At 71.4% G+C, this 20,386-nt stretch carries 17 protein-coding genes and 1 riboswitch; of the genes, 8 read left to right on the top strand and 9 right to left on the bottom strand.

Going from position 1 to position 20,386, the window contains the following annotated elements:
* Positions 1 to 257: 257 nt before the first annotated feature.
* Positions 258 to 2,813 carry an AAA family ATPase gene (locus L6E10_RS05470; protein ID WP_236217392.1) on the top strand — a complete coding sequence of 852 codons (2,556 nt, stop codon included), beginning with the start codon at positions 258 to 260 and terminating at the stop codon, positions 2,811 to 2,813.
* A 57-nt stretch (positions 2,814 to 2,870) separates the two neighbouring features.
* Positions 2,871 to 3,377, top strand: a complete 507-nt coding sequence (locus L6E10_RS05475; RefSeq protein WP_236217394.1) for an EF-hand domain-containing protein — start codon at positions 2,871 to 2,873, stop codon at positions 3,375 to 3,377.
* Here L6E10_RS05475 and L6E10_RS05480 read toward each other — a convergent pair.
* Together L6E10_RS05480 and folE are read right to left on the bottom strand one after the other, a co-directional pair.
* Entirely contained in the window at positions 3,356 to 3,928 is a 573-nt protein-coding gene (locus tag L6E10_RS05480) for a hypothetical protein (protein ID WP_236217396.1), read from the bottom strand. The genes L6E10_RS05475 and L6E10_RS05480 overlap by 22 nt on opposite strands.
* Positions 3,929 to 3,938: 10 nt before the next feature.
* Complete coding sequence (folE, locus tag L6E10_RS05485; RefSeq protein ID WP_236217398.1) at positions 3,939 to 4,496, bottom strand: GTP cyclohydrolase I FolE; 558 nt, start codon at positions 4,494 to 4,496, stop codon at positions 3,939 to 3,941.
* Positions 4,497 to 4,577: 81 nt separating this feature from the next.
* Here folE and L6E10_RS05490 point away from each other — a divergent pair, with 81 nt between their 5' ends.
* Entirely contained in the window at positions 4,578 to 5,255 is a 678-nt protein-coding gene (locus tag L6E10_RS05490) for a metalloregulator ArsR/SmtB family transcription factor (protein WP_236217400.1), read from the top strand.
* Here L6E10_RS05490 and cobN read toward each other — a convergent pair.
* Positions 5,216 to 8,782, bottom strand: coding sequence for a cobaltochelatase subunit CobN (gene cobN, locus L6E10_RS05495; RefSeq protein WP_236217402.1), 3,567 nt, complete (start codon positions 8,780 to 8,782; stop codon positions 5,216 to 5,218). The genes L6E10_RS05490 and cobN overlap by 40 nt on opposite strands.
* A gap of 34 nt (positions 8,783 to 8,816) precedes the next feature.
* Positions 8,817 to 8,951: riboswitch (cobalamin riboswitch) on the bottom strand.
* Positions 8,952 to 8,959: 8 nt separating this feature from the next.
* On the opposite strand from cobN, the gene L6E10_RS05500 reads away from it, so the two are divergent.
* The 3 genes from L6E10_RS05500 to L6E10_RS05510 are packed head-to-tail and all read left to right on the top strand — an operon-like array spanning position 8,960 to position 12,020.
* Positions 8,960 to 9,955 carry a hypothetical protein gene (locus tag L6E10_RS05500; protein ID WP_236217404.1) on the top strand — a complete coding sequence of 332 codons (996 nt, stop codon included), beginning with the start codon at positions 8,960 to 8,962 and terminating at the stop codon, positions 9,953 to 9,955.
* On the top strand, positions 9,952 to 10,572 hold the full coding sequence (locus L6E10_RS05505) for a precorrin-8X methylmutase (protein WP_236217406.1): 621 nt from the start codon (positions 9,952 to 9,954) through the stop codon (positions 10,570 to 10,572). Before L6E10_RS05500 ends, L6E10_RS05505 begins: the two co-directional genes overlap by 4 nt.
* On the top strand, positions 10,569 to 12,020 hold the full coding sequence (locus L6E10_RS05510) for a precorrin-2 C(20)-methyltransferase (protein WP_236217408.1): 1,452 nt from the start codon (positions 10,569 to 10,571) through the stop codon (positions 12,018 to 12,020). The genes L6E10_RS05505 and L6E10_RS05510 overlap by 4 nt, the downstream gene beginning before the upstream one ends.
* On the opposite strand, the gene L6E10_RS05515 is transcribed toward L6E10_RS05510, so the two are convergent.
* From L6E10_RS05515 to L6E10_RS05535, 5 genes are all read right to left on the bottom strand, one after another.
* Positions 11,992 to 12,714, bottom strand: coding sequence for a cobalt-precorrin-6A reductase (locus L6E10_RS05515; RefSeq protein ID WP_236217410.1), 723 nt, complete (start codon positions 12,712 to 12,714; stop codon positions 11,992 to 11,994). The genes L6E10_RS05510 and L6E10_RS05515 overlap by 29 nt on opposite strands.
* Positions 12,711 to 13,451, bottom strand: coding sequence for a precorrin-4 C(11)-methyltransferase (gene cobM, locus L6E10_RS05520; protein WP_236217412.1), 741 nt, complete (start codon positions 13,449 to 13,451; stop codon positions 12,711 to 12,713). The genes L6E10_RS05515 and cobM overlap by 4 nt, the downstream gene beginning before the upstream one ends.
* The gene (gene cbiE, locus L6E10_RS05525; protein WP_236217414.1) at positions 13,448 to 14,593 is read right to left on the bottom strand and encodes a precorrin-6y C5,15-methyltransferase (decarboxylating) subunit CbiE; all 1,146 of its coding nucleotides are present in this window, start codon (positions 14,591 to 14,593) and stop codon (positions 13,448 to 13,450) included. Before cbiE ends, cobM begins: the two co-directional genes overlap by 4 nt.
* Entirely contained in the window at positions 14,574 to 14,963 is a 390-nt protein-coding gene (locus L6E10_RS05530; RefSeq protein ID WP_236217416.1) for a TIGR03618 family F420-dependent PPOX class oxidoreductase, read from the bottom strand. Before L6E10_RS05530 ends, cbiE begins: the two co-directional genes overlap by 20 nt.
* A gap of 106 nt (positions 14,964 to 15,069) precedes the next feature.
* Positions 15,070 to 17,553 (bottom strand): chitobiase/beta-hexosaminidase C-terminal domain-containing protein, encoded by a 2,484-nt coding sequence (locus L6E10_RS05535; protein WP_236217418.1) that lies wholly within the window; start codon positions 17,551 to 17,553, stop codon positions 15,070 to 15,072.
* Between the two features lie 193 nt (positions 17,554 to 17,746).
* Here L6E10_RS05535 and L6E10_RS05540 point away from each other — a divergent pair, with 193 nt between their 5' ends.
* Both L6E10_RS05540 and L6E10_RS05545 read left to right on the top strand, forming a co-directional pair.
* Complete coding sequence (locus L6E10_RS05540; RefSeq protein WP_236217420.1) at positions 17,747 to 18,589, top strand: helix-turn-helix transcriptional regulator; 843 nt, start codon at positions 17,747 to 17,749, stop codon at positions 18,587 to 18,589.
* Complete coding sequence (locus tag L6E10_RS05545; RefSeq protein ID WP_236217422.1) at positions 18,561 to 18,743, top strand: DUF397 domain-containing protein; 183 nt, start codon at positions 18,561 to 18,563, stop codon at positions 18,741 to 18,743. Before L6E10_RS05540 ends, L6E10_RS05545 begins: the two co-directional genes overlap by 29 nt.
* Here L6E10_RS05545 and L6E10_RS05550 read toward each other — a convergent pair.
* Positions 18,721 to 20,385: an aminotransferase class V-fold PLP-dependent enzyme gene (locus L6E10_RS05550; protein WP_236217424.1), complete on the bottom strand. Its 1,665-nt coding sequence runs from the start codon at positions 20,383 to 20,385 to the stop codon at positions 18,721 to 18,723. The genes L6E10_RS05545 and L6E10_RS05550 overlap by 23 nt on opposite strands.
* Between the last annotated feature and the right edge of the window lies 1 nt (position 20,386).

Here is a 20,386-nt window from a genome sequence, read left to right on the forward strand (position 1 = left end):
GGCGGAGAACAAGCGTCGCAATACCACAGCGACCGGCGCCCCGACCAGCCCCGAAGTGCTCCCTCTGGACCGTTGGGATGACCGCCGCGCGCCGCCGTCCGGCTGCCGCTACCCATTCGGGTAGTTGCCCGCGGGATCATACGTGCAGCCCTCCTGTTGAGACGCCGTGCGGCGGAAGAACCTTTACCCGGTCAAGTGGCGCACTTTCTCCTAGCATCATTTCCGCTGATCTTTCAGCGGCGGATTGTGGAGAGATCTTGGAAAACCGGCTGAAAGCCTGGTGTGCCGGAATCAGCGGTCAGGTGACGCCGGGCACGACGACCGTCGTGGAAGGCGCTCCCGGCACGGGCAAGACGGCGGTGCTGGACGACCTCGCCGCCCGCTGGGAGTCCGCCGGCGGACGGGTCGTGCGAGCGCGGGGCAGCGCGCTGGAGGGCGACCTGCCGTTCGGGGTCGTGGCCCAGCTCTTCGACCTGGTCGACCCGGACCTCGTTCCCGCGGAGGCGATCGGTGCCTTGAGCCTCACCGCCACCTCCGCAGACTTCCCGGTGCTGCACGGCGTCTACCGGCTGGCCGCCGCTCTCGCCGGGCAGGGGGATCTGCTGGTCGTCGTGGACGACGCCCACTGGGCGGACGCGGCTTCCCTGCGGTGGCTCGCCTACCTGGCGCTGAGGGTGCGGCGGCTGCCGATCGCGGTCGTGCTGGCCGTGGGGCTGGGCGAGCGCTGCGACGACCCCTCGTACGGCGAGATCATGGCCGCGTGCCGGCGCGTGACGCTGACCAACCTGACGCGGGACGAGACAGGCCGTCTCGTCTCGGACGCCCTGGGAACCGCGGCACCCGAGTTCGTGACGGCCTGCTTCGACGCTACCGGCGGCAACCCGCTCGCGGTGACGCGTCTGCTCACCGCGCTGGCGGAGGACGAGGTGCCGCCGACCGCCGAGGCCACGTGGCGGGTCGTCCAGCGCGGTGCCGAGGTGTCCGGCGAGATCGTGGCGGCCCGGTTGCGCCGCCGACCGGCCTCGGTCGTGACCGCGGCGCAGTGCCTCGCCGTGCTCGGCCCGTCCCCGCACCCCGGCGTGCTGGCCGAGCTCGCGGAGTTGAGCCCGGTCGAGCTGGCCGGCGCCGTCCGGACCGCCGAGCTGCTCGGCCTGACCGGGCCCGCCGTCCTCGACGACATGCCCGCCGGCGCGCGGGCGGAGCTGCACCTGCGGGCGGCGCGGTGCCTGCGGGAGCACGGGGCGGCGGACCGCGCCGTGGCCGAGCACCTGCTGGAGACCGCGCCGGGCCTGGAACCGTGGGCGGGCGAGGTGCTCGACCGGGCCGCGCAGGAGGCGGTGACCAGGGGTGACACCGCCGGCGCCGCACGACTGCTGTGGCGGGCGCTGCGCGAACCGGTCGCGAACCCGTCCCGGGCGTTGCGGCTGCTGGGGATCGCCGAGCTGGTCGGCGACCTGCCCGGTGCCACGGCCCGGCTGCGCGAGGCCTTCCGGTCCGATGTGGACGACGCGGACTCGGCGGTGGCCCTGTCCTACGCCCTGCACGCCGACGGCACCCCGGCGGAGATCCTCCCGGTGCTGTCGGGCGGTTCCCCCTGGGCCGCGGCGCACCTGGTCGTGCACGGACTGGTGTGGCGGGAGGCCGTGCCGTCGTCGGTGCCGCTCGACACCCCGGCGGGCGTGCTGCACCACGTCATGGTCGGGGACATCGGCGCGGCGCGGGCGGTCGCGCTCGTGTCGACCTCGGACGTGCTGTCCGCGCTCACGTCCGCGATGACGCTGAACCTCGCCGACTCCCTGGACGAAGCGCTCGCCGTGCTCGACGAGGTCGACCGCGCGCAGGCACCGGCGTTGCGCGCGCTGACGAACGTGATGCGCGCGAACGTCCAGCGGCGCAAGGGAGATCTCGTCTCCGCCCGCGCCGACCTCGACGTGGCGGCCGGCCACCTGCGCCAGGACCGGCGCTGGCACGCGGTGGCGACCTGGCACGCCGCGCTGCTGGCCGACATCCTGCTGGAGGAGGGCCGCCTGGACGAGGCCGCCGAGGTGATCGCGGAGGCCACGACGGACGAGGCGCGGCGCACCTGGTCGTTCGGCGGCGTGCTGACCGTGCGCGGCCGCATGCTGACCGCCCGGGGTGACGACCACGAGGCCCTGGAAGCCTTCCTGGCCGCCGAACGGCACTGCGCGGCCTGGCCGTACCGCAACCCGGCTGCGCTGGCGTGGCGTTCGGGCGCCGCCGTGGCGTGCGCGGCGATGGGCGACGGCGAACGGGCCCGCGAGCTCGCCCAGGAGGAGGTCGACCTGGCCAGGGCCTGGGGCGCCCCCAGGGCGCTGGGCATGGCGTTGCGCGCGGCCGGCCGGGTGACCGCGGGTGCCGCCGGACGCAGCCTGCTCGAAGAGGCCGTGCGGGTGCTCCGGGGCTCCCCCGCCCGCCTGGAGCTGGCGCGCGCGTTGGTGGACCTCGGCGTGGTGCTGCGACGGCAGGGCGAGACCTCCGGCGCACGAACCTGCCTGCGCGACGCGCTGGACCTCGCCCAGAAGTGCGGCTCCACCGCGATGGCCGCCCGCGCGTACTCCGAACTGGTGGCGACGAGCGCCGGACCTCGGCGGATGCGCCAGACCGGGCCGACCGCGCTCACCCCGACGGAGCACCGGGTGGCCGAACTGGCGGCACGCGGCCGTTCCGACGGGGAGATCGCGTCCACGCTGCTCATGCCGGCGGAGTCCGTCGAGGGGGTGCTGTCCGGCATCTACCGCAAGCTGGGTGTCTCCGGCCGTTCTCAGCTGTCCGATGCTCTGTTCGTGGACTAGTTCGGACCCGTTCGGCCGATGGCTGGCGTTGCGGCGTTCGGCCTATCGTCCTTGCTCATGGCGAGCGACTTCCAGCGCAGCAAGGTGGAGCTGGTCTTCGGTGCGATGGACACCACCGGCGACGGCTATCTGACCGAGGAGGACTTCGGGCTCCTCGCCGCGCGCTGGGCGGGGCTGCGCGGCGGTGACGAGGAGCTGCTGACCAGGGTCGTGCTCGGCTGGTGGGAGACGCTGCGGTCCGCCGCCGGGGGCGCGAGCCGCGTGACGATCGACGACGTGCTGAAGGTCGTGGACGTCCTGCCCACCTCCATCGAGGCGGTGCACGGCACGGCGGACGCGATGTTCACCGCCGTGGACTCCGACAACGACGACTACGTGTCCGAGGACGAGTACCGGGTGATGATCAACGCCTGGCTCGGCACCGAGGGCGACCCCGACTTCGCGCGGCTCGACCTCGACGGGGACGGCAGGGTGTCGCGCGCCGAGTTCGCCGCGCTGTGGGCGGAGTTCTGGGCGGGCGACGACGCGGAGGCGCCCGGCTCCTACGTGTTCGGGCCGGTCTGACGCAGCACCGCGAGCCGTCCGGTGGCGATCACGCCCTCGTGGTGCCACGAGCCGGTGACCACGCCGGCCGCGTCGCCCGGCTCGTCCCGGACGATCCGGCGGTCCAGGTCGATCGTGATCGTCTCCGGTGTGAACGGCACCGGGCGCAGCACCCGCCCGCGCGCCTCGGCCGGGCCGATCGGGCCGCGGCTCGCGGAGTCCGAGACCCCGTTGCGCGCCACCAGGTCCAGGACGGCGGCGATCCAGACCGGATCGCTCACCGCGTCGTGGATCCACCTCGTCCCCAGCACGCTGTGCTCCGCCCGCGCGACGAGCGCTCCCCCGGCGAGCGGCGCGGCGCGGTAGGTCAGCGGGACCTGGTAGACGTCCTGGCCGTCGTGCAGCAGGTGCGTCTCCACCCCGACCTCGCCCGCCGGGTCCTCGAACCGGAAGAACCCGGTGGGCCGCAACGCCTCCGGTGGCGCGGCGCACCACGGTTGCGCTGCCACCCAGGCGGGCAGGAACTCCCGGAAGTGCGGTGTGAGCGTGGCCCCGGCGTGGATCTTCCCCATGCCCCGCAGGCTACGCGTGCACGAGGGTGAAGAACTCCTGCCGTGACGCGGGATCCGCCCGCAGCGCGCCCTTCAACGCCGACGTGACGGTGCTGGACCCGCTGACCCGCACGCCGCGCAGCGCCATGCACATGTGCTCGGCCTCGATCACGACGCCGACGCCCTTGGGCCGCAGCTGGTCCTGCAGCCAGTCGGCGACCTGCTTGGTGAGCCGTTCCTGCACCTGCAGGTCGCGCGCGAACATCTCCACGACCCGTGCGAGCTTCGAGAGCCCCAGGATGCGTTCGCCGGGCAGGTAGCCGACGTGCGCGACGCCGTGGAACGGCAGCATGTGGTGCTCGCACAACGACTGCACGGGTATCCCGCGCGCCAGCACGAGCTCGTCGTAGCCCTCGTCGTTCGGGAACGTCGTGAGGGTGAACGTGCGCGGCGTCAGCATCTCCGCGTACGCGTCGGCCACGCGGCGCGGGGTGTCGGCCAGGTGCACCGAGTACGGGTCCTTGCCCAGCGCCTTGAGCAGGTCGGACACGGCCTGCCGCGCCGCCTCGACGTCGATCGCTTCGTTCATCGGCCCGGCTCCTTCTAACGACAACTCTCGTCAACGTTAGAACGGCTCGCCGAATATAGTCAATGGGAGTAGGTTTTAGAGATGGCCGATTCCGTCGCCGCCGTGGCGGCCCTCGACGAGCCGAACCGGCGCAGGCTCTACGACTTCGTGGTGCGCCAGAACGCGCCCATCAGCAAGGACGAGGCCGCGCGGGCCGTCGAGCTGCCCAGGACGACAGCGGCGTTCCACCTCGACAAACTGGTGGAGCTGGGCCTGCTGTCCGTGGTGCACGAGCGGCGTTCCGGGCGCAGCGGACCGGGAGCCGGCCGGCCGGCGAAGCTCTACCGGCGCTCCGGGGAGCAGATCGCGGTGTCGCTGCCCGACCGGCGCTACGAGGCCGCGAGCCACCTGCTCGCCGACGCGCTGGCCGAGTCCGAGACCACCGGCGAGCCGGCTCGCGAGGTGCTGAACCGGCGCGCGTACGAGTGGGGCTCGGACCTGGCCGCGCGGGCGTCCGGCGACGTGGCGGAGGCGTTGGCGGACCTCGGTTTCGAACCCCGGGCCGAGGGCGGATCGATCCTGCTGGGCAACTGCCCGTTCCACAGCCTCGCGCAGCGGCACACCCGGCTGGTGTGCGGGATGAACCTCTGCCTCGTCAGCGGCCTGCTGGACGGGATCGGGGCGGACGGCGCGTCCGCCCGCCTCGCCCCGTCACCGGGCCACTGCTGCGTCCGGCTGGATCAGACGCCGTCCTCCAGGTCGCCCTCGGTCTCCAGGTAGGCCGACCTCAGCGCGTCCAAAGTGGACTCCTCCGGGTGCTCCCACATCTTGCGCTCGGCCGCCTCCAGCAGGCGCTCGGCGATGCCGTGCAGCGCCCACGGGTTCGACGTCTGCAGGAACTTGCGGGTCTCCGGGTCGAGCACGTAGGTCTCGGTCAGCTTCTCGTACATCCAGTCCGCTACGACGCCGGTCGTGGCGTCGTAGCCGAACAGGTACTCGACCGTCGCCTGCAGCTCGAACGCGCCCTTGTAGCCGTGGTTGCGCATCGCCCCGACCCAGCGCGGGTTCACCACGCGGGCGCGGAAGATCCGCGACGTCTCCTCGGTCAGGGTGCGCGTGCGGACCGCCTCCGGCCGCGTGCTGTCGCCGACGTACGCGGCGGGCGCCTTGCCCGTCAGCGCCTTGACCATCGTGACCATGCCGCCGTGGTACTGGAAGTAGTCGTCCGAGTCGGCGATGTCGTGCTCGCGGGTGTCGATGTTCTTGGCCGCCACCGCGATCCGCCGGTACGCGGACTCCATGTCCTCGCGGGCGGCGACGCCGTCGACGCCGCGGCCGTACGCGTACCCGCCCCACACCGCGTAGACCTCGGCGATGTCCGACGAGTCGCGCCAGTTGCGGCTGTCGATCAGCGGCAGCACGCCCGCTCCGTACGCACCCGGCTTGGAGCCGAAGACGCGCAACGTGGCCCGGCGCTGGTCGCCGTGCTCTTCCAGGTCCTTCACCACGTGCGCGCGGACGAAGTTGTGCTCCGCCGGCTCGTCCAGGTGCGCGACCAGCTGCACGGCGTCGTCCAAAAGGGACACGACGTGCGGGAAGGCGTCGCGGAAGAAGCCGGAGATCCGGACGGTCACGTCGATGCGCGGCCTTCCCAGCTCCTCCAGCCCGATCACCTCGAGGCCCGTGACGCGGCGGGACTGGTCGTCCCACACCGGCCGCACGCCGAGCAGCGAAAACACCTCGGCGATGTCGTCGCCGGCGGTGCGCATCGCGGACGTCCCCCAGACCGACAGGCCGACCGAGGGCGGCCACTCGCCGTCGTTCTCGTCGCGGTAGCGGGCGAGCAGCGAGTCGGCCATCGCCTGGCCGGTCTCCCACGCGAGGCGCGACGGGATGGCCTTCGGGTCGACCGAGTAGAAGTTGCGGCCGGTCGGCAGCACGTTCACCAGGCCGCGCAGCGGAGAACCGGACGGGCCGGCCGGGATGTAGCCGCCGTCCAGCGCGTGCAGGACGTTCGTCATCTCGTCCGTGGTGCGCGCCAGCCGCGGAACGACCTCGACAGCCGCGAACTCCAGGATCTTCCGGACGTCCGCGGACTCGTGCAGGGTCTCGGCGACCTCGGGGTTCCAGCCCCCGTCCTCCATCGCCTGGACGAGTGCGCGCGCCTGCTCCTCGACGGCGTCGACGTCCTCCCGTGCCGTGGTCGTGAGCCCGAGCGCCTCGCGCAGACCGGGCAGCGCGGCGACCTGACCGCCCCACATCTGCCGTGCCTGCAGCATCGCGAGCACGAGGTTCACGCGCACGCTGCCGGTCGGCGCCTCGCCGAGGACGTGCAGGCCGTCGCGGATCTGGACGTCCTTGACCTCGCACAGCCAGCCGTCGACGTGCAGCAGGAACTCGTCGAACTCGGCGTCGTGCGGCCGGTCCTCGAGGCCGAGGTCGTGGTCGAGCTTCGCGGCCTGGATCAGCGTCCAGATCTGCGCGCGGATCGCGGGCAGCTTGGACGGGTCCATCGCGGAGATGTTGCCGTACTCGTCGAGCAGCTGCTCCAGCCGTGCGATGTCGCCGTAGCTGTCGGCACGGGCCATCGGCGGCACCAGGTGGTCGACCAGCGTGGCGTGCGCGCGCCGCTTCGCCTGCGTGCCCTCACCGGGGTCGTTGACGAGGAACGGGTAGATCAGCGGCAGGTCGCCCAGCGCCGCGTCCGTGCCGCAGGAGGCCGACATGCCGACGGTCTTGCCGGGCAACCACTCCAGGTTGCCGTGCTTGCCCACGTGCACCACGGCGTCCGCGCCGAAGTTCGACTCGATCCACCGGTACGCCGCGAGGTAGTGGTGCGACGGCGGCAGGTCCGGGTCGTGGTAGATCGCGATCGGGTTCTCGCCGAACCCGCGCGGCGGCTGGACGATCACCGCGACGTTGCCCGACCGCAGCGCGGCCAGCACGATCTCGCCGTCCTTCGACCTGCTGTGGTCGACGAACAGCGTGCCCGGCGCGTCGCCCCAGTGCTCCTGCATCGACTCGCGGAAGTCGTCCGGCAGCGTCTCGTAGAACTCGCGGTAGTCGGCCGCGGCGATGCGGATCGGGTTGCTCTCGAACTGCTCCTGCGTGAGCCAGTCGGCGTCCTGGCCACCGGCGGCGATCAGCGCGTGGATCAGCTTGTCGCCGTCGAGCTCGTCGACGCCCGGCAGCTCGTCGCCGATGTCGTAGCCGTGCTCCTTCATGGCCTTGAGCAGCCGCACGGTCGACGCGGGCGTGTCGAGTCCGACGGCGTTGCCGATGCGCGAGTGCTTCGTCGGGTACGCCGACAGCATCACGACGACCTTGCGGTCCCTCGCCGGGATGTGCCTCAACCGGCCGTGGCGGACCGCGATGCCCGCGACGCGCAGCGCCCGTTCCGGGTCGGCCACGTAGACCGTGAGGCCGTCGGAGTCGATCTCCTTGAACGAGAACGGGACCGTGATGATCCGGCCGTCGAACTCCGGGATGGCGACCTGGGTCGCGGTGTCCAAAGGAGACAGTCCGTCGTCGTTGGAGTCCCACGTCTCACGGCTCGACGTGAGGCACAGGCCCTGGAGGATCGGCACGTCGAGCGCCGCCAGCGCACCGACGTCCCACGCCTCGTCGTCGCCCCCGGCCGACGCCTTCGCCGGGTTCGTGCCACCGGCCGCGAGCACCGTCACGACCAGGGCGTCCGCCGCGCGCAGCGTGTCGAGCAGCTCGGGCTCCGCGGTGCGCAGCGAGGAGCAGTAGACGGGCAGCGGCCTGCCGCCCTTGGCCTCGATCGCGTCGCACAGCGCGTGCACGAACGCCGTGTTCCCGGCCACGTGGTGCGCGCGGTAGTAGAGGACCGCGACCGTCGGACCCTCCGCCGGGGTGTTCTCCCGTTCCAGCACGCCCCAGCTCGGGGTGGCGGCGGGCGCCTGGAAGCCGTGACCGGTCAGCAGCACCGTGTCCGACAGGAACTTGTGCAGCTCGGTGAGGTTCGCCGGCCCGCCGTGGGCGAGGTAGAGGTGCGCCTCCGCGCAGACGCCGCCGGGCACCGTCGACAGCTCCATCAGCGCCGCGTCGGGCTGCATCTCACCGCCGAGCACCACGACCGGCAGCCCGCCGGCGAGGAGCCAGTCGAGGCCCTCCTCCCACATCCGGCGCCCACCGAGGATGCGCACGAGCACCAGGTCGACGCCCTCGACGAGCGCGGGCAGGTCCTCGGCCGTGAGCCGTGCGGGGTTGCCGAGGCGGTACTCGGCACCGCTCGCACGCGCCGACAGCAGGTCGGTGTCGGAAGTCGACAGCAGCAGGATCACGCAGGCTCCATCCCTCGTGGGGTCCTCGCCCCAGGTTGCGGGTGACAGGCGAAGCGGAGTTCCTGACTCCCAGCGTGTCCGCTGGTCACAGTGGCGGGACCGCGCCGGATTCACACCGGCTTCCTCCTGTGCTTCGCCGTTCGGGCTCACCCTAACCGGCGGGTTACAGTCCGACCTATGCGTAGTCACCCGGATGCCTGCCCCGGCGCCGTCGAGCTGCACCCCGCGGCCGACGGCGGGCTGGCGCGCATCCGGGTGCCGGGCGGCACTCTTTCCGCTGCTCAGTGGGACGTCGTGCGGGTCGCGGCCGCCGAGCTCGGCTCGGGTTCGATCGAGCTGACCTCGCGGGCGAACCTCCAGATCAGGGGCCTCGCGGACGGGGTGGAACTGGGCTCCCGGCTGCGTGCCGCCGGCCTGCTGCCCTCGTGGTCGCACGAGCGGATGCGCAACATCATCGCGGCACCGCTGGAGGACAACCAGGCGCTGGTCGACGAGCTCGACGCCGCCCTGTGCGCGGACCCGTCGCTGGCCTCGCTGCCGGGCCGGTTCCTGGTCACGGTCGGCGCCTCGGTGAGCGGCCTGGGCGGCGACTTCGGCCTGGTCAGCCAGGGCGACGGCGGGACGGTCCTGCTCCTCGCGGGCCGCGACACCGGCGTCCGCGTGACCGATCCGGTCGACGCCGTGGTGACCGCGGCCCGCCTCTTCGGGTCGCTGCGCGGCACCGCGTGGCGCCTGTCCGAAGTGGACGGCGGTGTGCGGAAGATCACCGAGCACTTCGGCGTCTCGCCGGGTGACCGGTTCAGCCCGGTTGTGACTCCTGTCGCACCTTCACCCGTGACGCCGGGCGTCCCGCTCGGCCGGCTGGACGCGGCGCAACTGCCGGGCGTGCCGCTGCGGCTGACCCCGTGGCGCAGCCTGGTGGTGCCCGCCGGGACCGGCACGTCCGGCTTGATCACCGACCCCGCCTCGCCGTGGCACGGCGTCAGCGCCTGCACCGGCCGCCCCGGCTGTGCCAAGTCGCTGTCCGACGTCCGCGCCGACGCGCGCGCTTGGCTCGGAACCCCGCACGACCGACCGGTCCACTGGTCGGGCTGTGCACGCCGTTGCGGTCGCCCCGCCGGCGATGTGATCGAGTTCGTCGCGACCGGCGACGGCTACGAGGAGATCCGTTGACGCAGTACATCAAGGACGGCGCGGAGATCTACCGCCAGTCCTTCGCCACCATCCGCGCGGAGTCGGACCTCACCAGGTTCCCCGGCGACGTCGCGACAGTGGTCGTCCGCATGATCCACGCCTGCGGCATGACCGATCTGACCGACGACGTGGCGTTCTCGCCGAACGTCGTCCGCGACGCCCGCGAGGCGCTGAACAACGGCGCCCCGATCCTCTGCGACGCCAACATGGTCGCCTCGGGTGTCACGCGCCGCCGCCTGCCGAAGGACAACGAGGTCCTCTGCTACCTGCAGGACCCGCGCACGCCGCACAGGGCGCGGGAAATCGGCAACACCCGCAGTGCCGCGGCGCTCGAGCTGCTCGCGGACCGCTTCGAGGGCGCCGTGATCGCGATCGGCAACGCCCCCACCGCGCTCTTCCACCTCCTCGACCTCCTCGACCGGGGCGCGCCCAGGCCCGCCGCGGTGATCGGCATCCCGGTCGGGTTCATCGGGGCGGCGGAGTCCAAGGAAGCCCTGGCCGCAACGGATCTGGAGCACCTCGTGGTGCTCGGCCGGCGCGGCGGGAGTGCCATGACGGCGGCGGCCATCAACGCGATTGCGAGCGAAGAAGAATGACGGGCAAGCTCTACGGTGTCGGCCTCGGTCCCGGCGACCCGGAACTCGTGACGGTCAAGGCCGCGCGGCTCATCGGCGAGGCCGACGTGGTGGCGTTCCACAGCGCCCGGCACGGCAGGTCGATCGCGAAGACCATCGCGGCGCCGTACCTCCGCGAGGGCCAGGTCCTCGAACAGCTCGTCTACCCGGTCACGACCGAGGAGTCGGACGACTACCAGGGCGAGATCGACGCCTTCTACGAGGAGGCCGCGGGCAGGCTCGCCGCGCACCTCGACGCCGGGCGCACGGTGGTCGTGCTCGCGGCGGGCGACCCGTTCTTCTACGGCTCGTACATGCACATGCACAAGCGGCTGGCCGACCGCTACGAGTGGGAGGTCGTCCCGGGCGTCACGTCCGTGAGCGGCGCGAGCGCCGTCCTCGGCACGCCGCTGGTCGAACGCGACGAGGTCCTCACGATCCTGCCCGGCACGCTGCCGCCCGCCGAGCTCGCGGCCCGTCTCGCCGACACCGACTGCGCCGCGATCCTCAAGCTGGGCCGCACCTTCGGCAACGTCAAGCAGGCGCTGCAGGACGCGGGCAGGCTCGACGGCGCCTGGTACGTCGAACGCGCCACGAGCAAGCGCCAGAGGATGTCGCCGCTGGCGGACGTCGACCCCGACACGGTTCCGTACTTCTCCATCGCCGTGCTGCCGAGCCAGTCCAAGCCGCCGAAGCCGAAGGGCGAGGTCGTGGTCGTGGGTCTCGGTCCCGGTTCCCGCGACTGGCTCACGCCCGAGGCACGCCAGGAGCTCGAGGCCGCCGACGAGCTGGTCGGCTACAGCACCTACCTCAACCGCGTTCCGGAGCGTCCCGGCCAGCAGCGGCACCTCTCCCACAACCAGGTCGAGTCCGAACGCGCGGCCTTCGCCCTGGACCTGGCGCGCAAGGGTGCGCGGGTCGCGGTCGTGTCGTCCGGTGACCCCGGCGTCTTCGCGATGGCGACGGCGGTCCTGGAGGTCGCGGCGGAGACCGGGGACGTGCCGGTCCGGATCGTCCCCGGCGTCACGGCCGCGAACGCCGTGGCGGCCAAGGCCGGTGCGCCGCTCGGCCACGACTACGCGGTGATCTCGCTGAGCGACCGGCTCAAGCCGTGGGACGTCATCGCCGAACGCCTCGCCGCCACCGCGAAGGCGGACCTGGTGATCGCGATCTACAACCCGGCGTCCAAGGCCCGCACGCACCAGGTCGCGGACATGCGCGCTCTGCTGCTGGAGCACCGCGGGCCCGAGACGCCGGTCGTCGTGGGGCGGGACGTCGGCGGCCCGGAGGAGGAGATCCGGGTGCTCACGCTCGGCACCCTCGACCCGGCCACGATCGACATGCGCTGCCTGCTGATCATCGGTTCGTCGCAGACGGTCGTGACGGACGCGGGCGTCGTCTTCACGCCCCGGCGGTACCCGACCACCTGACGGCGGCGTCGACGTCGGCCACCACCTCCGCGGGCGGGAGCGGTGGCCGGCGCACGACCACGACGGGAACTCCCAGCTGTCGCGCGGCTTCGAGCTTGGCCGAGGTCATCGAGCCACCGCTGTCCTTGGTCACCAGGAGGTCGACCGCCCGCGACCGCATCAGCTCCAGCTCACCGTCCACAGTGAACGGACCGCGCGACAGCAGCACCTCGACGCGCCGCGGCACCGGCGGTTGCGGCGGCTCGACCATCCGCGCCAGGAACCACTGCGGGCAGTCCGCGAACTCCGCCAGGTCCTGCCGCCCGGTCGTGAGGAACACCCGCGAGCCCGGCAGGTCCCGCGCGGCCTCGGCGACGCTGTCCACCCACCGCCAGCCGGGCTGGGGCGTGAACCCGGGCCGCCGCAGGACGAGCAGCGGCACGCCCACCCGATCACAGGCCTCGAAGGCGTTGGCGGTGATCCGCCGCGCGAAGGGGTGGGTGGCGTCGACGACGGCGCGCACGTCGTTGTCCCGCAACCACCGGGCCAGCCCGGCCACTCCGCCGAAGCCCCCGATCCGGACCTCGCCGGCGGGGAGGGCGGGGTTGCTCACCCGCCCGGCGAGGGACGAGACGACCCGGCGGTGCGCGGACCCCGCCGTCAGCCGCCGCGCCAGCTCGCGCGCCTCCCCCGTGCCGCCGAGGATCAGGATCATCGGACGCGCGTCGGCGAGTACAGGTGGCTGTCCGGGAACTGCGTGGCCCCGAGCACCTGTCCGACGACGATCACCGCGGTCCGCTTGATGCCGGCGGCCGCGACCTGCGCGGCGATGTCGTCCAGCGTCCCGCGCAGCACGACCTCGTCCTCGCGGGAGGCGTAGGCGACGACCGCCACCGGGCAGTCCGGGCCGTAGTTGGGCACCAGTTCGGCGACGACCTCGGAGATCCGCTGCACGGTCAGGTGCAGCACCAGGGTCGCGTGGCTGCGCCCCAGCGTGTCCAGGTCCTCGCCGGGAGGCATCGGCGTCGCCCGCTGCGAGGTGCGCGTGAGGATCACCGTCTGCCCGACACCGGGCACGGTCAGCTCGCGCTGCAACGACGCCGCGGCGGCCGCGAACGCCGGCACACCGGGCGTCACGTCGTAGTCGATCCCCAGTGCGTCCAACCGGCGCATCTGCTCGGCCATGGCGCTGAAAACCGCCGGGTCGCCGGAGTGCAGTCGCGCCACGTCCAGCCCCTGCTCCGAAGCCGCGACCAGCTCGGCGACGATCTCGTCCAGCGTCAGCGACGCCGTGTCGACCCTGCGGGCACCGGGAGGGCAGAAGTCCAGCAGCTCCACCGGCACCAGGGCGCCCGCGTACAGGCACACCGGCGACGACTCGATCAACGACCGGCCCCGCACCGTGATCAGGTCGGCGGCGCCGGGCCCGGCCCCGATGAAGTGCACGGTCACTTCGTCACGCTCCACGTCGTCACGGGCATGTGCGGCCGCCAGCCGGTGAACTTGCCGACCGACGACCCGCGGTTCACCGCGATCCGCACCAGGTCACCGCCGAGCCGCGCGTACCACTGCGCCACCACTGCCTCGGACTCGAGCGTCACGGCGTTCACCACGAGCCGCCCGCCCGACGCCAGCGCGTCCCAGCACTCCTGCACCACGCCCGGTACGGTCAGCCCGCCGCCGATGAAGATCGCGTCGGGCTTCTCCAGCCCCGCCAGCGCCTCCGGGGCGCGTCCGATGTGGACCTCCACCGCGGGCACCCCCAGCGACGCGGCGTTGCGCACGATCCGCTCCGCGCGTTCGGCGGACTGCTCGACGGCGATGGCGCGGCACGTCGGATGCGTGCGCGCCCATTCGATCGCGATGGACCCCGTCCCGGACCCGACGTCCCACAGCAGCTGCCCCGGCAGCGGCGCCAATCTCGACAGAGAAATCGCCCGCACCTCTCGCTTCGTCAGCTGACCATCGGTCTCGTACGCGTCGTCAGGCAGTCCGGGCACCCGTGAGAAAGCGCTCCCGCGGTATTCGATCGCGATCACGCACAACGGATCGGCGTCCTGTCCGGACCAAGGGTAGACCCGCTCGGCCGGGCCACCTAGCTGTTCGAGGACCGTGACCGGCCCGGCGATCTCCGCGACCACCGCGGGGTCGCCGCCCAGGACGAGCACGCGCCGTCCCGGCGTCAGCACGGGGCGCAGCAGGTCGGCGGACCGCGCCACCAGCGACACGACCTCGACCTCGTTCAGCGCCCACCCGAGCCGCGCGCAGGCCAGCGACACCGACGACGGGTGCGGTACGACCGTCACCCGATCTCCCAGCAACCGCACCAAGGTGGTGCCGATGCCGTGGAACATCGGGTCGCCGGACGCCAGAACGCACACGTCCGAGTACTTCTCGAACAACTCGGGCAACGCCGGCACCAGCGGCGACGGCCACGCGACCCGTTCGAACTCCCCCGGCACCAGGTCGAGCTGCCGCCGCGAGCCCATCAGCACGCGGGAGCGGGACACCGCCTGCCGGGCGGCCGGTGACAGCCCTTCCCACCCGTCGGCACCGATGCCGACGACGACGACGTCAGACCGAGCCGCTGACACGCCGCACCTGGATCTCGATCACGACGCGCTCCGGGTTGACCCGGGGCTCCCGGTAGCGCAGCGCGTACCGCCGCTCGGCCTCCCGGACCGATTCCACGTCGTCGCGCACAACGGCGGGACCCTCCACCGTGGACCAGCGGCGTCCGTCCACCTGGCACACCGCCGCGTACCCGGCCGCGCGCACGTGCTTGACCTTCCACGACGCGCCGTGCGTGATGATCCGCGCGACACCGGCCTCGGCGTCGAGGGTGACCCCGACGGGCACGACGTGCGGGGTCCCGTCCCGGCGGACGGTGGACAACGTGCACAGGTGCCGTTCAGCCCAGAACTCGGCGAACTCGGGGCCACGCTCGATCGACATGCAACGCATCATGCAATGCCACGCGCGTGAAACGAAATCCACTGGTCAGCGGGCCGGACGGCCGGACACGGGCACGGCCCGCCACCTCGGTGACGGGCCGTGCTCCCCGATGTGGCTACGGGTAACTGACGACGTTCACCGGCACCGTGCCCGGTGGCGTCACACCGCCGACGTTGTTGACGACGTGCGTGATCGTTCCCTGGTAGTTGAGCGACACGGTCAGCAGGTTGTGCAGCCTCACGCCGGACCGGTTGGGCACCTCGAACGCGTTCTCGGCGCGCACCGACGGGTTGACGTTGAAGAAGCAGTAGCTGCCGAGCCCCCACGCCTCGTGCGTGGTGACGTTGTCGCCGACCTTGTAGGCCGCGTACCCGGCCTGGCCGTTCGGCCTGTTCCACACCGCCTGGCTCGGCACGTCGTACGGCATCTCGTTCTGGAAGAAGATGGTCCGCCCGCCGTTGCCGTTCCAGATCACCTGGTACTTCTGGTAGTGCTCGACGAACAGGCCGGTGGCGAGCACGTTGTCGCCGTTGATGACGACGCCGGTGTCACCGATCGCCTCGTCCCAGCCCCAGGTGCCCGGGTTGCCGTGGTCGGCGCGCCAGACCCAGGTGTGGTCGATGATCACGTTGTGGCTGTTGACGACGAGGCTGTTGGTCGCCTTGCCCGCGATGGCGCCGCCGACGCGGAAGAACACGTCCTGCAACGTCGTCGGGTTGCTCGCGTGCGACGCCGACGAGCCGGACGGGCCGACCGTCAGCAGCGAGTTCGACAGGGTCGTGCCCGCGTCGAACAGGATTCCCTTGATCCGCACGCCGTCGACGTCGGCGACCTGCATGGCCGTGACGCCGTTCTGCGGCACGATCGTCGCGTAGCCGATGCCCAGCACGACGGTGTTGGGCCGCGTGATGTTGATCGTCTGGTTGACGTTGTAGATGCCGGGCGTGAAGAACAGGTTGCAGCCCTGGCCCAGCGCCGCGTTGATCGTGGCGGCCGTGTCGCCCGCCTTCACGACGTAGAACTGGCTCATCGGCAACGACGTGCCGGGCGTGCCGCCGTTGATCCACGAAGCGCCGGAAGCGTTGGTGCGCAACGAGGGCAGGAACACCCGGTAGGCGTTGTTCTCGAAGTACAGGTACGGCACGTCGCGCGAGATCGGCGTCGTCGCGAGGTTCGTCGACGGCGGGTTCGGGAACGTGGTGGGCGGAGCGCCGGGCGTTCCGGAGAACACCATGTTCCACACGCCGCCGTTCCAGCTGCCGTAGTTCGAGTCACGCGTGTACCACTGCTGCTGCGAGACCGACGCCGTCTGCCCGGACACACGCGTGTCGGCCGTGTAGCCACCACTCGCGAAGCCGTAGCTGGCCGGGTAGAGCGCCAGGTTGCCGCGGACGTCCATGCGGCGGAACGGCGCGGCCTGCGCGACGGCCCACCGGTTGGTGCCGGTGCTCGGGACAACCGCCATGTTCTCGGCGGAGCGCCAGAAGTTCTGCAGCGCCACACCCTTGTCGGACTCGTTGAACGCGTCCACGGTGATGTCACCGTTGATCACGACGTCACCGGGGTTCTTGCCCAGGCCGGCGACCGACGTGTAGAAGCCGACGTCGTCGTGGATGCCGTTGTAGGTCCCGGGCTTGAACAGGTGCGCGACCCGGCGCGGCGCCATCTGCGCGGTCAGCGTGTCCTTCTGGTTGTTGAAGTCGATGTCGAGCTGCGTCTGGATGCTCGTCGCCGACATGCCCGGGTCGAACACGCGCGTGTTGGGCCCGAAGCTCGGGTTGTCCGACTGGACGCACCCCTGCTGCGTGCCGATCGTGTACGTCGCGCTGGCCACGGCCGAGTTCGCGAGGCCCGACTTGATGCCGATCGCGTTGACGGTCCTGTTGGAGGACACGGAGATCGGCCCGCTGTAGACCGGCGAGCTGCTGGTCGGTGTGGATCCGTCCACCGTGTACCGGATCGTCGCGCCGGACGTCGCCGTCGAGATCGTCACCGTCTGCGCGGACGCGTAGGCACCGCCCGGCGGGCTGAACGTCGGCGTCGCGACCGGCGTGCCGATCACGTACGACGCGCTGCCGACCGCAGAGTTCGACTGCCCGGACTTGAGGCCGATCGCCTTGAGGGTCCTGTTGGAGGACACGGAGATCGGCCCGCTGTAGACCGGCGAGCTGCTCGTGGGTGTCGAGCCGTCCGTGGTGTAGCGGATCGTCGCGCCGGACGTGGACGTCGAGATCGTCACCGTCTGCGCCGTCGCGTACGTGCCGCCCGGCGGGCTGAACGTCGGCGTGGCCACCGGCTGCGCCGCACCCTGGTGGGTGTAGCTGAAGTGCGGGGTGTCGTACTGCGGGCCGCTCTTCTCGTAGGTGAACCAGTACTCGACCACCGTGCCGGAGGACAGCGACCCCACGGTCTTCTGCCAGGTCCCGGCGTTGTTGGTCATGCGGAAGTTCTGCTGCGAGGTGCCGGAGATCAGGTAGTGCACGTCGACGTAGGCAGCAGGGGTCGTCGGCGTGAAGTTGATCCTGGCTTGAGTCGCGTCGATCGCGGTCACGTTCTGCGTGTAGTCGTCGGCCGCGTACGCGGCCTCGACCGTCGCCAATGACGACAGGGCAATCGCTGCGGCGGCCAGACCACGCCGCCATCTCACCTTTGAGAGCGCTCTCACACCTGGAACGGTAAAGCGGAGAAGACGGATGCGGAAGATGCAAGTTTCACGAAAGCTCCGTGACGCGAGTTCGTTTTCACCCGAACGAGCACCTGCTTGAAGTGAATACAACCCATAGCGTCGGCACATGACTCCCTCCACCGCCTACAGCAGGGACCTGGGCGACGAGCTCCGGCACCTGCGCGAGACGTGCACCGGGTTGAGCGGCAACAGGCTCGCCGTGAAACTCGGCTGGGACCCGAGCAAGGTCTCCACCGTCGAGCACGGCAAGGCACGCGCCAGCGAGATCGACCTCATCCAGTACCTGTCCATGTGCGGCAAGGACATCGACTTCGTCAACGACTTCAAGCGCCGCTACCGGTACGCGTTCGACGAGTACTTCGTGCAGGTGTCCGGGAATCTTCGCACCGTCGCGATGGCGGAGTCCACCGCCACGACGATCACCAGCTACTCACCGCAGTCGATACCCGGCCTGGTCCAAACCCCGGAGTACGCCGACGGGCTGTACCGGACGACCGGACTCGTCACCGAGGATCGCATTCCGACGCTGGTCCAGTTCCGGACCGACCGCCAAGCGATTCTTCGCCGACACGATCGGCCGAATTGCTTGTTCTACATCCACGAGCACGCGTTGCAGCTGCGAGTCGGCAGCAGCCTGATCATGGAGGACCAGTACGCTCGGCTGCTGTTCGCCACCCACACCATCCGCATCGTGCCCGCTGACGCACCAGTGGCCGCCACGGGCTGCGTGCTGTGGGAGTACGAGAAGTCCAGGCCGATCGTCTTCAGCGAGACGAACCTCGCGAAGGTCTTCGTCCAGGACCCGGCAGCGATCGCGCGGACCAGACTCCTCTTCGACCGCTTGGGTGAGGTCGCCTTGAGTGCGGAACAATCGCGGAGCAAGCTGGCGGAGTACGTCAGCCGACCGCGAGAGGAACTCGATGACTCAGGACCGCACTTGGCGTACTAGCAGCTACAGCGACGGCACCGAGGACGGCGAGTGCGTCGAGGTCTCCCTGGCTCACAACGCACTCGTCCGGGACTCGAAGAACGCGAGCGGCCCCACCCTCGCGTTCTCCGTCCCCGCCTGGGCTTCGCTGCTCAGGTCCCTCGGTTCTCGTTGAGGTAGTTGTAGATCGTGTACCGGGTGACCTCCAGGACACCCGCCAGGTGGTCGACCGAGTCCCGGATGAGGAAGAAGCCGGCCTCGTCCAGGACTCGCACGACCTGCGACTTGTGCACCTTCTTCATCAGCTCGACCGGCACGCCGACGTCCGCGATCGCCTTCTCGACGAGCACGCGCTGCAGCGTGTCCACGTCCTGGGGGAACGACTCCACGGGTCCGGAGGCCTCATGCGCGGCGAGCTTGTTGACGCACAGGCACCCCACCGCCACGCCGGCCGCGTCGCGCACGAACGTCGTCGACGACCAGATCGCCCGGCCGTCCGGCGCGTAGGTCTCGTAGCCGGGCATGTCGGTGGTCGTGCCGCGGCGGACCAGGCCGAGCAGCAGGTCGGTCATCGGCCCGCCCACCTGCCGGCCGGTGAGGGACCCGGCGATCGCGATGATCGAGTTCGGCAGCCTCGACAGGTCGTGCACGACGACCTCGGTGTCCGGGCCCAGCGCCGAGGCGAGGCTGCCGACCGTCGGCACCAGTGCCGACAGCGCCGCGGGCACCGGTGAGGAAACCGGGCCGGACAACGACTTCAGGGCGGTCCGCAGGCGTTCCAGGGTGCCGCGCGACGTCGTGGCGTGCGGCGACAGGCGGACGTGCTCGGGCCTGACGGTGGCCGTGATGCCGAAGGCGTTCAACGCCTCCCCCACCACCGGCGCCGCGTCCGGCATGGTGAACGCGAGGATGCCGGCCCGTCGTTCGCGGGCCGACACGACCTTGCCGCCGCTCGACAGCACGATCTCCTCGAGCTCCGCGACGATCTCGCCGACCGCGGCGTCGATCTCCGGCACCCCCGCGCGCTCCACGAGCTCGAGCGCCTCCGCGAAGGCACCGGACACGACCGGCGAGAGGTTCGTGATGTTCCAGGAGGCGGCGTCCGGGGCGGCGTCGTGCACCTCGTTGTCGAACAGGCCGGCGTCGACCGCGCCCGTCCAGCCCGACAGCACCGGGTCGAGCCGTTCCAGCGCCCGGTCCGAGAGCACCACGAAACCGGTGCTCCACCCCGCCCGCAGCCACTTCTGGCCACCGACCACCAGGACGTCGGCGAGCTCCCAGGGCTCGTCGACCACGCCGAAGCCCTGGATGCCGTCGACGATGAGCAGCCGGTCGCCCACGGCCTCGCGCAGCGCCGCCAGGTCCGCCCGGTAGCCGGTGCGGAAGTCCACGGCGGACACCGCCAGCGCGGACACCTCCGGCTCGAGGTGGGTGGCGACCGCGGCCGGGTGCACCGGGCCGTCCAGCACGACCGACGGGAGCCCCGCCCGCACCCACGGGTAGGTGTTGGACGGGAACTCCGCCGCCGAGTACATGACCGTGCCCGACAGCCCGAAGGCCGCCTGGAACAGGCCGGTCGAGGTGTTCGGCACCAGGGCGACGTGGTCGGTGTCCGAACGGCACAGCCGCGCGACGGCGGCCTTCACCCGCTGCTCCTCGCGCATCAGGGTGTCCACAGTGGATGGACCGGCGAGCGACGCCTGCTCCATCAACCGCGCGGTGGCCGTGACGACCGGGAGCGACGGCGGACCGAAGCGGGCGAAGTCGAGATACCCCTCCGGTTCGCGGAACTGGGCGAGGTACGAGGCGTCGATCAAC

The sequence above is a fragment of the Lentzea sp. CC55 genome, from assembly GCF_021056325.1.
GTDB classification, from domain to species: Bacteria; Actinomycetota; Actinomycetes; order Mycobacteriales; family Pseudonocardiaceae; genus Lentzea; species Lentzea jiangxiensis.